This is a genomic window from Paenibacillus sp. FSL H7-0756, assembly GCF_038006765.1.
Classification (GTDB): domain Bacteria; phylum Bacillota; class Bacilli; order Paenibacillales; family Paenibacillaceae; genus Paenibacillus_AQ.
The window spans coordinates 1,522,803-1,537,020 of the sequence record NZ_JBBOVT010000001.1 but is presented as its reverse complement, the minus strand read 5'-3'; the positions used below and the strand labels follow the sequence as shown (position 1 = coordinate 1,537,020).

Genomic DNA, 14,218 nt, shown 5'->3' with positions numbered 1-14,218 from the left:
AGGGAAGCTAGGCTTCTAAATCAAATAGCCGGGTCAGGGATACCTCAGTATCGCTGACCCGGCTATCTTTTATATGTATCCGAATACGGAATTGCCCGCTACGGCGTAAGGCGCTTCACGAACTGGAAGCGGTCATTCACCCGCATTTTACTATAAATACTCTTCAGCATATTGCGCACGGTGCCTTCACTGATGCCCAGATCGCTCCCGATGTGCAGTGCGCTCTTCTCCATCAGCCACAGCCTCGCCACCTCCTGCTCCCGTGCGGTCAGCTTATATTCCAAGAGCGTAGCTTCCAGCCGGTACCGCTGCATCTCCGGGTTCTTCTCCATCCACTTCTCCATGATATTCTCGGCAATCTGCTGTACGAAGGGAATGGCGAACTCTATCGGCTCTCCTCTATTAAAAGAAATATCAACATACCCGTAAACGCTATCATCATCCTGCAGTGGAGCGCATACACAGTTCCAGTCCCGGAAGGTCTGATCCGTATGCTCCGTTCCCCGCACCACCCCGATGCAGTTCATCTCCATCGCCAGCGATACGGCATTCATTCCCGCCTGTTGCCTGCTTAAGCTGACCCCCGGACGCAGCTCCGCCTGCTCCATCTCCGCCCGTGTCTCCGAAGAAGAATAGACCAGCTCCAGAATGGTCCCCGCCTTGTCCGTCAGGAACACCACGTATGGAATGGAGAGCAGCTGGCTTAATTTGTTCATCTCACTGCGGATCGAAGAAATCATAGCTCTATGATAGATATGCTCCCTGGATTCTTCGGAAGAACCCGCCGCAGACATCACTCCCTGGGCATGGGCCTTAGTTGCATCCAGAGGCCGGAAGGCTTCAAGTTCGCTAGCTTCTAAATCCCCAGGCATACTCCATGCTCTTGATTGATTAAAGACTCTCACAAACGATCCCTCCATATTTACCAATTCCTATATTATCAATTTTAAAAGAAAGCATTATAACATACAATTACGGAATAATGAACATTCAGTATTGGATCTGTAAATCCCCGCGTTAGCGCTGTAAAATGTAGAAATCTGTTCATCTTATATTTCTACATAATTCCAGGAGGTTCGACATGCTTCGCATTGGCTATCTATCGACTGCCCTCAATCTGGCTACCGCCATGGTATCCTTCCTGCGCTTTGGCAGTAATTATGCCCTGTTCATTATGGCCAGCTATACACTCTTAACCCTTGCGGGATACCGGCTGCTGCAGAATAAAAGGACGCTGCATCTGATCCCTCTGCTCACCTTCAGCTGTTCATTCCTCTTATACAACGTGACCTATGTATTGTTGAAGCAGATTAACCTCGTAGACCTGTACGCAGTAGACTGGAGACTTGAGGTTCAGCTGGCGCTTCCCCTGCTGGTAGGGTTCGCCGTCCAGACTCTCCTTAAGCGCAGCGGTAAATCCCGGTTGGTGTAGGCTATCCGGGGTTACCGCTTTTTTTTGCAAAATCGACCTAAACTGATAGTTTTCGACATCGGCTCAGTGATATATTTACTCTTACGTCTTTCGATCGCTGAGGATTCAGATATTTTCTCCGCAGTCATCTGCGGTAACGCTTTCAAAGTAATGAACAGGAGGGTTAAGCTTGAGTATGATTGAAGCCAGAGGACTGAGTAAGTCCTTTATGCAGGCGGTGAAGGAGCCCGGTCTAAAGGGAGCGGTGAAGCATCTGTTCCTGCCCAGGCATATTGAGAAGGTGGCGGTCAAGCCGCTGGATCTGAGCATTGAACCAGGGGAGACGGTGGCCTACGTGGGACCGAACGGTGCCGGTAAATCGACCACCATCAAGATGCTGACCGGCATTCTGATGCCTTCCTCCGGGAGTATCTCGGTGAACGGGATCAATCCGTACCGCAAAAGAATGGAAAACGCCGCCCAGATCGGCGCAGTCTTCGGGCAGCGCACCCAGCTGTGGTGGGATATTCCGATTGCCGAGTCCTTCTCGCTGCTGAAAGATATCTATCAGATTCCGGATGCCCTCTACAGGAAGAACATGGACTTGTTCACCGAAATGCTCGGGATGAGCGAATTCATCCATCTGTCCGCGCGGAAGCTCTCGCTGGGTCAGCGCATGCGTGCCGATCTGGCCGCTGCCCTGCTGCATAATCCGCCGATTCTGTATCTTGATGAGCCGACGATTGGCCTTGACGTATCCGTGAAGGAGAAGATCCGCGGGTTCATCAAGCAGATCAACCAGGAGCAGCAGACGACCGTGATGCTGACGACCCATGATCTGGGCGACATTGAGGATCTGTGCAAGCGGCTGGTCATTATCGATCACGGCGCGATCATTTATGACGGTACGCTGAGCGAGGTCAAAGCCCGTTTTGCCAAAAACCGCGTCATCTTCTTCCAGGTACGCTCCCCTATGCCGGAGTTGTACAAGCTCCTGGAGCAGAGTCCCGGGCTGAAGCTGGAACAGCAGAGCAGCCAGGAGTTCTCGGTCACTTTTGACCGGTATGAATATACCGCCAGTGAAGTGGTCAGCCGGGTGATGAAGCATGGGGAGGTACTAGATTTCCGTATGGAGGATACCCACATTGAGCAGGTCATTAAGGCTGTCTATGACGGCCAACTGGACTTGAACGAGCACCGGGGAGCAAGGGGGCAGGCGCACCATGACGACAGCAGCCCGGCTTAACAAATACAGAAGTATTGCCAATCGTTCTCTGCAAAATGTGATGGCCTACCGGAACTCCTACATCATTAATTTGCTCGCAAACTCCATTAATCTGGTCGCGATCTTCTTCCTCTGGCAGGGAATCTATGGCGGGCGTGAGGCGGTGGGCGGCTACTCCTGGGATCAGATGAAAACCTATCTGCTGGTAACCTTCCTGGCCAATTCCGTCTTATCCTGGTATTCCGAGACCGCCATCTCCGGCAAAATCCTGGACGGCAGCGTCGCCATGGACCTGTTGAAGCCGATTGATTTTCAGACGGCCCGATTCGCTGAGACCTTAGGTGCAAGTCTGCTGGAGGGGGCGATGAGCACAATTCTGCTGATCGTGTTCGCCACCTTCCTTACCGGAGTAACCTTCCCCCACTCGCCGGTCGTCTATCTGCTGTTTGCGGTCAGTCTGCTCTGCGCGGTTGTGGTCAAATTCGGCGTGGTCTATCTGGCGGCTCTGTTATGCTTCTGGTCGACGGGGTCACTAGGGATTGTCTGGACGCGGATTGCGCTTACTAACCTGCTGTCGGGCGCGCTGGTGCCGCTGGCCTTCTTCCCGGATTGGCTGGAAAAGCTGGCGCTGCTGCTGCCCTTCCAGGCCATCATTCATACGCCAACGATGATCTTCCTGCAGCAGGCAGATACGTGGGAGAGCCTGCGGCTGATCGGGATTCAGCTCTTTTGGGGGGCAGCGCTCTGGATGGCGGGCAAAGCCATGTGGAACTGGGCGGTCCGCCAGGTGACCATTCATGGAGGCTAAGGCGGAAGGAGGACGCAGAATGAAAATATCGCAAATGCTCTATCTCTATAGAAGGCTATATGTGCAGCAGCTTAAGGCAATTCTGGAGTATAACAAAGACTTTTATATCCTAATGTGCTCGGCGGCCTTGACGCAGGTTCTGGGATTCGTGTTCCTGTGGGTGATTTATGACCGGATTCCGGACATTCAGGGCTGGCAGTTCTGGGAGGTCACCTTCATGTACGCCATGATCTTCCTGACGGAGGGGGCGGGTTCGCTGTTCTTCGAGGGAAGCTGGCGGTTGGGCAGGCTGGTCAACACAGGGGAGCTGGACCGTTATCTGCTGCGGCCGGTGCCGGTGGTTCTTCAGGTGTTCTGCACGGGGATTGGGATTAACGGACTCGGCAATCTGCTCATCGGCGGAGTGATCATCTGGCAGTCGCTCATGCACAGCCCTATCCACTGGACTGCGGGTAAGGCCGCTATTCTTATCCTGCTGTTCGTCACAGCGGTGATTATCAGGGTATCCATTAATCTCATGGGCAACTCGGCGGCCTTTTGGATTCGCAATGCCGGGAATGCGTTCCCGCTGATGGTGCATAATCTGTCAGATCTGGCTAAATACCCGATTACCCTGTTTCCGCAGGCGATCCGCATCTTTATTTCGACGGTGCTGCCCTATGCGTTCATCAGCTTCTACCCGGCAACCTATATTTTCGGCAAAAGCGGCTGGTCCGGCTGGTGGCTCCTCGCCCCTGTCGCAGCTATCGGAAGCGCAGCTGCGGCTTACGGAGTATTCCGGTACGGGTTGTCCCGGTATGAGAGTACGGGGAACTGAGGGGTGTGGCGGGTGTGGCGGGTGTGACAGTGTGGAGGTACGGCAGTCCACCGCTCACTTGCGGCGGGTTCCAGCGGTATGTCAGTCCGCCGCTCACTTGCGGCGGGTTCCGGCGAGAGGTGGGGTAGCTGCCAGTAACCGGGGCAAGGAGAATGAGGTGCTGGGGGTGATGAGGTGCAGAAGTGCACCTTATTGGCTGGATTGGCGCGCATTTGAGGATTTCAGGAGCACTAATGCTCCTCATTCAGTCATTTAGCCAACTATCTACGAATTCAGGGGCACTAGTGCACTTCACTTGCCCATTTTGGCGTATGTTCGCTGAAATCAGGTGTATTAGTGCACTTCAATCGGAGCAATACTCTTCTTCAACCAAACTTGGCAACATTCCATTCCACTCACCAGTCCGCTTCCGGCCGCATCTGAGGGATTTATCCCTCTCATTCCACTCGCCAACCCACTTCCAGCAACATCTGAGGGATTTATCCCTTTCATTCCACCCATCCGCCCACTTCCGGCCACATCTGAGGGATTTATCCCTTTCATTCCACCCATCCGCCCACTTCCAGCCGTATCTGAGGGATTTATCCCTCTCATTCCACTCGCCAACCCACTTCCAGCAACATCTGAGGGATTTATCCCTTTCATTCTGCTCATCCGGCATACCTCCGCCTGCCTCCGCCAACCTCCCGAATCACTCCCCTCTGATTTTCAGTATCTTACTATATTAAAAAACCTCCCTTTGGTTACCTGGAAGAAAAACTCCAGATACAAGGGAGGTTTTACTCTACTTCGTTCTACTGTGCAACAAATTGCCGCTTATCGAGGTCCAGCTCATAACTCTGTGGTCCTGGTCCCGGTTCGCCCCCGGCACCCTGTGGCAAGTGCACCACTAACTGTTCATTCTGGTTGGCCGGGAACGGCGGCAGCTCGGAGTAGACCAGTGTATCGTGTATGATCTCCCCTTGCTTGAAGGATAACGGAAATATTTCTCCCCTCTCCTTCTCCCTGGCAAAGGCGTAAGCAACCAGCCCATGTCCCGATTTATATTGGGGAGCAAGCAGATAGACTTCTGCCTTTGCAAAGGAGACCACGGCAAATTCCAGCACACGGTCAGTTGGCTGTACGAACAAGAAGGCAGGCAGCTTAAGCAATACCTGATCCTGCTTCCCCGTCCGGTATACAATAGAGTAATCAGCCTGATAGGTCTGCTCCCCTTCGAGACCGTAATTGCTGGATACCTCCAAGTGGCCCCGCTCCTCGGGGCCGCTTGCGATCATCAGCAGCTCGCCTTGCCCGGCTGCGCTTCTCGCGCGGATGGTTCCCGCAGCATTAACGGAATCAGCAATTACCAGATTGCCCGGAGCTTCGGGCTGAACCTGATTTAACAAGCCAGCCGTAGCTGCCGGAACCGCTGCAGAAGCAGTTGGTGCAGATGACACAGTCTGTGCAGAAGCAGTAGGAGTTGCAGACGGCGATGCAGAAGCAGACGCTAAGGCAGATGGAGCCGGTTCTGCCGCCCGAGTACCGGTGACGGTTGTATTTTGGCTGCTGCATCCAAGCAGCAGGCTAAGCGACAGGACCGCGCCCGCTGCCAGTGTTGTAGCTGTAGACCGGATTGGACTCATTCCCCTCTAATCGTTTTTTGAGTACAATCCATTATATAAGATTATCACGGTCCACAAATTTAGAGATTGTCTTATTTCCTTTAAAAAATAGTCACCGGAACATTCCCTTGAGCAGCGGCGGCGTGGCGAGTGTGGTTACCATTACAGCAATAATCACGCTGGTAAAACACTGCGGCAGCAGCAGTCCGCTCGCAAGACCGGTGGCGGCTATAATCAGGGCGACTTCGCCTCTGGAGATCATGTCTGCGCCGATAATGAGCGAGGAACACGTATTGAACCCGGTCCGCCGAGCTTACTATTTTCACTCCTTTTCTCCTAAAAAACACGTAAAACGACAAAGAGAAGCCTGCGTGACAGGCTCCTCCTAATAACACTGAAATATTCAGCTCACTTCAAACGATTCTCTCCAAGATAGCTCCAATGAATATTGCTGTAAACCGGACTACTTCAGATAAAAGACCTCACGCAGCGGCACCATCGGAACCGCGTCGTTGAAATCAAAGGAACCTTCGACCATCTTCGAGGTGATCGCATTCCAGCGGTTGCAGGCATCACTCCCGGCAATATAGGCGAACGCAGCTTCCGTATCATCACATTCAAAGCAATAGAAGAACTGGTTGCCGTTCTGAAAAATCGAATAATTGCGGATGCCCGCCTTGCTGTGCTCCTCCAGAATCTCCGGCCACGGCTCCAGATGCATCTGTACGTATTCCTCCAGGCATTCCTCTTTCACCTTCCAGGTCCAAGCCAGCTTATTACTGCCCATCCTAGCATCCCCTTGTCATATATTCCTTTGATCCGATCATATCACATAATTATATAGTTTGAATATGTCTGATTTAGACATGGAAGGTAGCTAGGATACGCTTGTTCTCAGGTGCTGATTCCCGCTTCATTCGGACGGAGAATGGCAGAGCCAATCGCCAGCAGAACGGCAGCCATCAGGCCAAGGATCGCAAACGGCAGCCACAGTTCATTCCAGCCGCCGCCGGTTGCGGCAATGTCTACCGCCTGAATGGCCCACTTCTGCGGTGTAAAGTTGGCCAGCTTCTGCATATATTCCGGCATGATGGAGACGGGCCAGAAGCAGCCGCCCAGCATACAGGTCGGGGTAAGAATCAGCGAATTCAGCATCCCCGCATTCCGCGGATTGCGGATCAGGCCTGCAACGGTGCTGGCGATGCCCATAGATACCAGCATGAAGGCCGCCAGAACCAGGAAGTAGAGAAAGAGCGGCATCTCGTAATCGTAACGGAGCACCCATTTTCCCAGGACCAGCACGACAAGAATCTGAATCATTCCTACAAGGAAGCTGCCCAGGAAGTTGCCAAGCGCAATTTCGTAAGAACGGACCGGCGCGCTGAACATGCGCATCATGGTACGCCCTCTGCGGTCATCTGTGATCTGGGAGACGGAGCTGGTCACCAGTGCCATCAGGAACATGAGCGTCATCCCTGTAACCACGCCCAGCGTCTGCCGCGGATAGAGATCATAATCGGTGCGGGTGCCGACCACGTTGTGCTGCTCCGACTGCTTCAGCACAGCAGCGAGCTGCGCCTGCATATCGCCTGTTCCTCCGCTTGCGGCAGTAACGGTATGCGCTGCTTCGGCAATCTGAGCGGCAGTGGCGGTGATCTTCAGCTTCATCATGATTGAGCTTTCACTTGCCCGCAGCTCATAGATGCTGATCTGCGGCGGCTCCCCCGCCAGTAAGGCGGCAGTGTACCCCGCAGGAATGAACACCCCCACGGTTCCCTCCTGCTTAATGGTCGCTTCCTTCAAAACGGCCTCGCTGCTGCGCGGCTCGAACCTATATTCTCCGGCCTGCTCCAGCTCCGTAATCAAATGTCTGCCGGCTGCCCCCGTATCCGAGTTGGCATACAGCACAGTTGCCGGTCCCTCCGCCATCCCTCCGGTAAGGGAGATAATCGCTGCCACCACTACGCCGGGAAGCAGAATGAATACCATAAGCCCCCTGAAGGTGCCAATGCTTCGTCTAATCATATTCCAGGCAATAATTAATATTTTATCCACGGTAACCCACCTTCCGGTATGAGACAATCACTGCCGCGAATAATGCCGCGCTGATGAAGCACATCACCCACAGATTCGGCAAAAGCTGATCCAGACCGGAATGCAGCATCATCCGGATGAACGCCTGCTGCACCCAATGGTTGAGCGTGAATGCACCTGCGCTGTTCACCCAGGAATCGGGAAGCGGCGCCATTCCACCGCTGACGAAGGTCATCACTATAGTCAGGACACTAATGATGTTCGTTGCAGTCGCCGAGGTCCGGCTGAAGAGGCAGATCAGTACGCCCAGCGTCATGGAGGCGGCAATCATCAGCAGACAGAACAGCAGCAGCAGTCCCGGGCGGTTGCCCCAATAGACCCCGAACAGCCAGTCAGACAGCAGAATAATCGTAAGGCACTGCAGGATGCTGACCAGGCCTACGCCGAGTATTTTGCCAATGAACAGATGACTGTCTTTTACCGGCATGGAATGGATTCTGAACAGCGTATGGTTCTCTTTATCGTTAAAAAGTGAGGCTGCCACAGTAAGTCCGCTGTACATCAGGAACATCAGCAGCATGGACGCCGCATAGAATTGGGCCGCCGAATAGGTCCTCCCGCCATTGTTCAGATCTCCCAGCACCACCCCCGGCTTCCCGGCAGGTGCCGAAGTCGCTGTAAGCGCCTGCGGCCCAAGCGTAACGGCTGCCGCCTGCTTATAATTCAGCTCCATCAGCAGATTGTCGAAGGCTGTTCCCGCTACCCGGTTATCGTCATGGCTCCTGCCCAGAATGAACTCCAGGCTCGCCTTCTTACCGCTCTGCACCTCCTGGTCAAAGCCCGGAGGGACAATAACGCCATAGGCAAATTTACTGGTGCGCAGCCCGCTCTCTGCGGCTTCACGGCTCTCTGTCTTGACAGGAATAATGAGCCCCTTCACCTCAGGCGTCTCCAGAAAAGCTGTAAGAATCGCTGATGCCTCTGCCCCTCCGCCTCCGTTATTCACAATAGCTACTCGTACAGGCTTGATCTCATCTGCCCCCTGTACTCCGACCACCCCGGAGAGCGAAGCGCCCAAGAGGAAGATCAGCACCAGCGGCAGCAGGAACATATTAAGCAGCAATGTGCGTGAACGGAGCTGCCTGCGCAGCTCAAACCCCATAATGATCCAGATATTCACACCTATCCCCCCTCTCTAGTCCCGCAAGGTCCGGCCGGTCAGACTAAGGAACAAGGTCTCCAGATCCGGCTCTTCAATATTCAGGGAGGAAATGACCCCTTCGTGCTTGGAGAAAATAAACAGAATATCCTGGAGCGCACTTTGCGAGGAGGGAAGATACAGCTCAATCGCATCCTGCACCGCTTCTACCCGGTTGATCCGGGGATGCTGCCCCAGTTCGTTCATTAAGGCAGGGGTGACGCCCGCTGCCTTCACAACGATTTTCTCCTCGTGGGCCACCCGTTCGCGCAGCTCGTTCTCCGTACCGCAGGCAATGATATGCCCCTGGTCCATAATGGCTACCCGGTCACAGATCGCAGCTACCTCCTCCATATAATGGCTGGTGTAGATCACCGACGACCCCATCTTATTCAGAGCCTTCACGGATTCCAGAATATGATTGCGCGACTGCGGATCAATGCCGACTGTGGGTTCATCCATAATAATCAGGCGCGGCCGGTGCATGATGGCGCAGGCGATATTCAGCCGTCTTTTCATCCCTCCCGAGAAGGTGGACGGCTTATCCTTGGCCCGGTCGCTAAGACCGGTGAACTCCAGCGCTTCCCGGGTCCGCTCCTTCAGCAGCTGTCCGCGCAGCCCATAGAGCCTGCCGAAAAAGCTTACATTATCGGTTGCCGACATATTCTCGTATAATGCCAGCTCCTGGGGCACAAGGCCAATCCGCTTCTTCACCTCAAGCGGCCGCTCTCTTACGGACAGCCCGTCGATCCGGATCTCGCCGCTGTCGGCTTGAAGCAGCCCGCAGATCATGCTGATGGTCGTGCTTTTTCCGGCACCGTTCGGGCCCAGCAGGCCGAAGATTTCACCCTCCTGTATATTGAAATTCACGTGATCCACAATCAGCTTACCGTCATATCTCTTCACAACATCGCTCAGTACTGCAAGTGCCATTGCCGATGCCCCCTATTCCTTCATTCTCGTATTCTTATTGTACAGTAGGGCAGGCACAGCCGAAGGTACTAAAGGTCATGATCCGCAGGTGACGAAAGTCATCTCCTGAAGAGCAGTACTCTTATGCTAAGATGGATGTACCTGAGAAGCATGTTGAAGAATAAGCGATATTTTATCTAAAAGGATGAGCCTACTTGACCAGAGAACTGATACTGCTGCGCTATAGCCTGCTGATCATCCCGGCGATCTTCTCGATTCAAGTCTATGAATTCGCCGACTATGACAGGTTCACTCTGCATTTCATGCTGCTGATGCTGCTGGTCACACTGGGTGCAAAGACATCCGGATCTCTCGCCGCACTGACCGGAGGCATGGAGCTGGTCCTCACTGCCTGGCTTTGTTATGAATACGGGCCGCTGATGGTTTTTCCGGCCTTGTCTGCGGTGATCTCCTATTCCCGGCGGCAGCCCAAGAATACAGCCCTTACCTTCTTCTGTATTCATCTGGCCCTGCTGAATGCTGCCCTGCTGAATGCGGCTCCGGCAGTGCTTGTGTTCACGAACCTTACCTTCCTGCTGGGTGCCGGCCTGAACCTGCTGCTGCTCCGGACAGGGCGCGGGCGTGCCGATACCTTATTCCTCTATGATGAGCTGCGCAAAAAGCATTTCGAGCTGGAAGAAGCACGCGCAAGGCTGCTCCAGTTCACCTCGCAAATAGAGGTGGCTGCGCAGGCAGAAGAACGTGTGCGGATTGCCCGTCAGCTGCATGATGACATCGGGCACCGGCTGATCCGGGTCAAGATGATGACCGAAGCGGCCATCCACACCCTCCCTGCCGCACCGGAAACGGGACTGCAGATGATGAACCAGATCCGGGATCAGCTCTCGGGCAGTATGGACGATATGCGTGCGGCGCTGAAGCGGATTAACCCTGCTCCGCAGCTTGAAGGAGCCTATGCGCTGGACCGGCTGCTGGAAGAAGTGGGCCGCGATACAGGTATTGCCACCTCCTATATGGTGCAAGGGATTCCTTATCCGCTCTATCCGAGCCTTCAGGTTGTGCTGTACACCAATGCCCGGGAGGCCATCACCAATGCACTGCGGCACGGGCAGGCCAGCTCCGTATGGGTGGAGATCACCTATACGGAGCATGAGGTGCGGATGGAGACCGGCAATAACGGGAAGCTGCCCGAAGCTGAACCGCTGAGCCGTCTGCCGGGCAGCAGCGGGATGGGCATGAAGGGCATGAGCGAGCGCTGCTCCATGGTGGGCGGGACGCTGGAGCTGCGGCTGGAGCCGCAGTTCACGGTTGTTACCCGGCTGCCGGTGTATCGGCAGCCGGAGAGAGTGCTGCGCTGAACGGGGAGTAGGGGAAGGGGGCGGCTGCTCCCCCTCTGCCAGAAGCAAGTGGAAAAACGCATCTTAATTTCACAGGTTCCGATGATTTTGGGAAATTGGTTGGAAAAACTGCATCTGCTGTTGCTGGTTGTGATGCTGACGGACGAATTGGGAGTAATTAAGTGTCGTTTGTCCAACTGTTGTCCCCAGAGAGGGCATTTGCTAATCAGCAAGTGTTGTAAATCCAACTATTTTCCCATGCTAGAACATCAACAAACTGATCTGCTGTCCTACTATTCGCTCGTACTGTAGCAAGAGATGGAGCTTACCTGAGAGTTCGCATACACTCATCAAGTTCGCCGGGACGGGCAGCGGGAGAATATTCACAGATAAGAGGTGCTGAACCATGATTAGAGTATTGATTGTTGACGATGATTCTTTTATCCGCGAGAGCTTGAAGGTGTTGATCGGGATGGATGCCGGTATCGAAGTGGCTGGAACCGCAGGCGATGGACGGGAGGCTCTGTCCTTGCTCGGGGAGCTGCCCGGCGGAGCGGATGTTGTACTTATGGACATCCGTATGCCGGGCTGTGATGGGGTGGAAGGTGCACGGCTGATCAAAAAAACTTATCCGGCAGTAGCCGTCCTGATGCTGACGACCTTCGATGATGACGAGTATATTATTGAGGCTCTGCGCGCTGGAGCCAGCGGATATCTGCTCAAGAACATCCCGCCGGACCGGATCATTCAAGGCATCAAGACCGTACATGAGGGCAATATGCTCATTCATCCCGAGATCGCCCGTAAGCTGGCCGGCTTCCTCCAGCCATCCGCGCGTCAGGAAGCCTCCGAGTCGGCTCAACCGCTTGCTTCCTATGGCCTGACCAAGTCCGAGCAGGCAGTCGTTACCTCCATTGCAGAGGGACTCACCAACAAGGAAATCGCCGCCAAGCTGTTCCTGAGCGAAGGCACCGTCAAAAACTATATTACCGACATCCTCAGTAAGCTCGGCGTACGCGACCGGACACAGATTGCGATTCTGTACCTGAAGACAGAGCGGGTGAACCCTTGAGCCACAGAAATGCTATCTCTCGCCAATTCTGAGCGTTTCCTCTCACGGGCCGCTTATATGGATCGCATTGTTGCACATTTCGCAGGATCCTTCTAAAGTGTTACGGGCTACGGGTACATTGGAATTCCGGTGCTAAGTGCGATCCACTCCGTCCGAATGTGGTCGGTTTTTCGATTACATTTGGTCCATATGCCTCACACCACTCCCTTAACAGGTATAAATTTAAAAGGCCCGTTCTCTCTGAACTTAGTTCAGAAAGAACGGGCCTCTTTAACCTTCCGCGCCAGCAGCCGCTGGGGGAACCAATTACGTTGGTAATCTACGATCAGACGCCGTCAGACACCGGCAGATTCCTGCTTGGTCTCTGCCGGAGAGGTCTGCTTAGCCTCTGCAGGCGGCGTTTTCTTCGTCCGGCCCAGCCGGTCACCCTGCACGCCCCGCTGGCGGATGCCTGTGCGCATCCCGATGATGCTGAAGATGCTGGACGGCTTGGTCTCTGCGGTGATGCCCCCGTCCGGGTCCGGCACCAGAATGATGCCGAGCTGATGATGGTCCCCGGCATAGATCGCGCGCTGCAGATACTTGCTCTCGCCTTCGCGGTTCTGCACCTCCAGCTTGCAGAACGCGGGGTTCATGCGCAGCGCCTCATGCAGCTGCGCCGCGCTGGTCAACAGGACCCCGTTGACCTTCAGCAGGATCTCGCCGGGCAGGATGCCCAGCTCCTGCGCGGGGCTGCCCTGCAGCACGGCCAGCACCTTGCGGCCGGCCGGGGGATGCACGAAGACGGGGCTAAGGCTGCGCTCCTCCAGAGCGCTGTACCAGCTTAACCCTTCGTGCAGCGCAATAGCCGCGAGCGCCGCGACAACCGTCAGCGGGCTCCATAGGTCCGCAAGCAGGCTGAGGCCGAGCAGGACGGCGCTGTAGACCAGCAGCCGTCCGAACGTCCGGGCCGCCTTGCGTCCGGGCAGCATGCCCTGGGTCATCTCGCTGAAGCCGATGATGACCGGCAGCGAGACCAGGCCGAGGCCCCCGCCCAGCAGCGGATGCCACGGCAGTTCACCGATTCCACTGCCTGCGGGAATCAGCACGAACAGCGGCAGCGGCCAGAAGGCCTGCAACTGGTAGCCGCCCACCACCTTGCCGCGCTTGCCGGCAAGGAACAGCGGCGTCGCCAGCCGGGGTCCCTGCCAGCGCGCCAGCAGCGCCTCGGCCACGTGCAGCAGCGCGGCGAGCGCCAGCAGCGCGGGGATGTCCATCGCCCGCACGGCACCGGCAACCGTTCCGGCGACTCCGCTCTGTAGCGTCCCCGGGAAGAACGACAGGACAAACTGCACAATTCCAAGCACGCCTATGGCATACGCAAAGCATAAGTAACGCACCCGAAACAGCATTAAGACAAGACTGACCACCCAGATACAGGCTACAGCCGTATAGGTCACTGAGACTCCCAGTGCAACTGCGGCAAGGGAAACAAGCAGCCCCATAAGTCCGCCGGTCCAGACGGTCCGCCAGGTTTCCGTTCCCCAGCTATGCAGCTTCACATGAATAAGCTTCCGCTCCAGGACCACCTGCCTGCGGTAATACAGGGCAATAAATACAATAGCGATATAGTAATAGGGCTGCATCAGCAGATGAAGGACTGCTGTGCCTAAGCTGGTCAGCAGCTCCGGGAAGACATTCAACGGTTCGCACACTCCTTTTCATAGCCTAGAGGATAATTATAGCGCGAAGCATGTAAATTCTTTTCTTGTAAAGAAAAAAAGAAGGCTGAAATCAGCC

Annotated in this window: 14 protein-coding genes and 1 pseudogene; 6 read left to right on the top strand and 9 right to left on the bottom strand. The window is 54.9% G+C overall.

Annotated elements, in window-relative coordinates; genetic code table 11:
• Positions 1-98 precede the first annotated feature (98 nt).
• The gene (locus tag NST04_RS06805) at positions 99-872 is read right to left on the bottom strand and encodes a LuxR C-terminal-related transcriptional regulator (RefSeq protein WP_341183675.1); all 774 of its coding nucleotides are present in this window, start codon (positions 870-872) and stop codon (positions 99-101) included.
• Positions 873-1,081: 209 nt separating this feature from the next.
• Between NST04_RS06805 and NST04_RS06800 the strand changes: the two genes are divergently transcribed.
• The 4 genes from NST04_RS06800 to NST04_RS06785 all read left to right on the top strand — a co-directional run bounded on the left by NST04_RS06800 (position 1,082) and on the right by NST04_RS06785 (position 4,261).
• On the top strand, positions 1,082-1,432 hold the full coding sequence (locus tag NST04_RS06800) for a hypothetical protein (RefSeq protein ID WP_341027288.1): 351 nt from the start codon (positions 1,082-1,084) through the stop codon (positions 1,430-1,432).
• Positions 1,433-1,607: 175 nt separating this feature from the next.
• Positions 1,608-2,657, top strand: coding sequence for an ABC transporter ATP-binding protein (locus NST04_RS06795; RefSeq protein WP_341185197.1), 1,050 nt, complete (start codon positions 1,608-1,610; stop codon positions 2,655-2,657).
• The gene (locus NST04_RS06790) at positions 2,635-3,444 is read left to right on the top strand and encodes an ABC transporter permease (RefSeq protein WP_341183674.1); all 810 of its coding nucleotides are present in this window, start codon (positions 2,635-2,637) and stop codon (positions 3,442-3,444) included. The genes NST04_RS06795 and NST04_RS06790 overlap by 23 nt, the downstream gene beginning before the upstream one ends.
• Positions 3,445-3,463: 19 nt before the next feature.
• Positions 3,464-4,261, top strand: coding sequence for an ABC transporter permease (locus NST04_RS06785; RefSeq protein ID WP_076161251.1), 798 nt, complete (start codon positions 3,464-3,466; stop codon positions 4,259-4,261).
• A gap of 333 nt (positions 4,262-4,594) precedes the next feature.
• Here the strand turns inward: NST04_RS06785 and NST04_RS06780 are convergent, their stop codons facing one another.
• The 7 genes and pseudogenes from NST04_RS06780 to NST04_RS06750 form a co-directional block, all read right to left on the bottom strand.
• Complete coding sequence (locus NST04_RS06780) at positions 4,595-4,915, bottom strand: hypothetical protein (protein WP_341183673.1); 321 nt, start codon at positions 4,913-4,915, stop codon at positions 4,595-4,597.
• Positions 4,916-5,055: 140 nt separating this feature from the next.
• Complete coding sequence (locus tag NST04_RS06775) at positions 5,056-5,886, bottom strand: hypothetical protein (protein WP_341183672.1); 831 nt, start codon at positions 5,884-5,886, stop codon at positions 5,056-5,058.
• Positions 5,887-5,977: 91 nt separating this feature from the next.
• Positions 5,978-6,178 (bottom strand): annotated as a pseudogene (locus tag NST04_RS06770) (cation:proton antiporter domain-containing protein); the annotation flags it as partial.
• Positions 6,179-6,328: 150 nt separating this feature from the next.
• Positions 6,329-6,652: an L-rhamnose mutarotase gene (locus NST04_RS06765; protein WP_341183671.1), complete on the bottom strand. Its 324-nt coding sequence runs from the start codon at positions 6,650-6,652 to the stop codon at positions 6,329-6,331.
• 107 nt (positions 6,653-6,759) lie between these two features.
• Positions 6,760-7,920: an ABC transporter permease gene (locus tag NST04_RS06760; protein WP_341183670.1), complete on the bottom strand. Its 1,161-nt coding sequence runs from the start codon at positions 7,918-7,920 to the stop codon at positions 6,760-6,762.
• Positions 7,913-9,079, bottom strand: coding sequence for an ABC transporter permease (locus NST04_RS06755; RefSeq protein WP_341183669.1), 1,167 nt, complete (start codon positions 9,077-9,079; stop codon positions 7,913-7,915). The genes NST04_RS06760 and NST04_RS06755 overlap by 8 nt, the downstream gene beginning before the upstream one ends.
• A gap of 15 nt (positions 9,080-9,094) precedes the next feature.
• The gene (locus NST04_RS06750) at positions 9,095-10,030 is read right to left on the bottom strand and encodes an ABC transporter ATP-binding protein (protein ID WP_341183668.1); all 936 of its coding nucleotides are present in this window, start codon (positions 10,028-10,030) and stop codon (positions 9,095-9,097) included.
• A gap of 194 nt (positions 10,031-10,224) precedes the next feature.
• Between NST04_RS06750 and NST04_RS06745 the strand changes: the two genes are divergently transcribed.
• Together NST04_RS06745 and NST04_RS06740 are read left to right on the top strand one after the other, a co-directional pair.
• On the top strand, positions 10,225-11,388 hold the full coding sequence (locus NST04_RS06745) for a sensor histidine kinase (protein ID WP_341183667.1): 1,164 nt from the start codon (positions 10,225-10,227) through the stop codon (positions 11,386-11,388).
• 385 nt (positions 11,389-11,773) lie between these two features.
• Positions 11,774-12,439, top strand: a complete 666-nt coding sequence (locus NST04_RS06740) for a response regulator transcription factor (RefSeq protein WP_341183666.1) — start codon at positions 11,774-11,776, stop codon at positions 12,437-12,439.
• Positions 12,440-12,774: 335 nt separating this feature from the next.
• On the opposite strand, the gene NST04_RS06735 is transcribed toward NST04_RS06740, so the two are convergent.
• Positions 12,775-14,121 carry a PDZ domain-containing protein gene (locus NST04_RS06735; protein WP_445667875.1) on the bottom strand — a complete coding sequence of 449 codons (1,347 nt, stop codon included), beginning with the start codon at positions 14,119-14,121 and terminating at the stop codon, positions 12,775-12,777.
• Positions 14,122-14,218: the final 97 nt, after the last annotated feature.

Coding starts and splice junctions, on each gene's coding strand:
- NST04_RS06805 (WP_341183675.1), bottom strand. CDS start 872: ATGCCTGGGGATTTAGAAGCTAGCGAACTTGAAGCCTTCCGGCCTCTG.
- NST04_RS06800 (WP_341027288.1), top strand. CDS start 1,082: ATGCTTCGCATTGGCTATCTATCGACTGCCCTCAATCTGGCTACCGCC.
- NST04_RS06795 (WP_341185197.1), top strand. CDS start 1,608: ATGATTGAAGCCAGAGGACTGAGTAAGTCCTTTATGCAGGCGGTGAAG.
- NST04_RS06790 (WP_341183674.1), top strand. CDS start 2,635: ATGACGACAGCAGCCCGGCTTAACAAATACAGAAGTATTGCCAATCGT.
- NST04_RS06785 (WP_076161251.1), top strand. CDS start 3,464: ATGAAAATATCGCAAATGCTCTATCTCTATAGAAGGCTATATGTGCAG.
- NST04_RS06780 (WP_341183673.1), bottom strand. CDS start 4,915: ATGAGCAGAATGAAAGGGATAAATCCCTCAGATGTTGCTGGAAGTGGG.
- NST04_RS06775 (WP_341183672.1), bottom strand. CDS start 5,886: ATGAGTCCAATCCGGTCTACAGCTACAACACTGGCAGCGGGCGCGGTC.
- NST04_RS06765 (WP_341183671.1), bottom strand. CDS start 6,652: ATGGGCAGTAATAAGCTGGCTTGGACCTGGAAGGTGAAAGAGGAATGC.
- NST04_RS06750 (WP_341183668.1), bottom strand. CDS start 10,030: ATGGCACTTGCAGTACTGAGCGATGTTGTGAAGAGATATGACGGTAAG.
- NST04_RS06740 (WP_341183666.1), top strand. CDS start 11,774: ATGATTAGAGTATTGATTGTTGACGATGATTCTTTTATCCGCGAGAGC.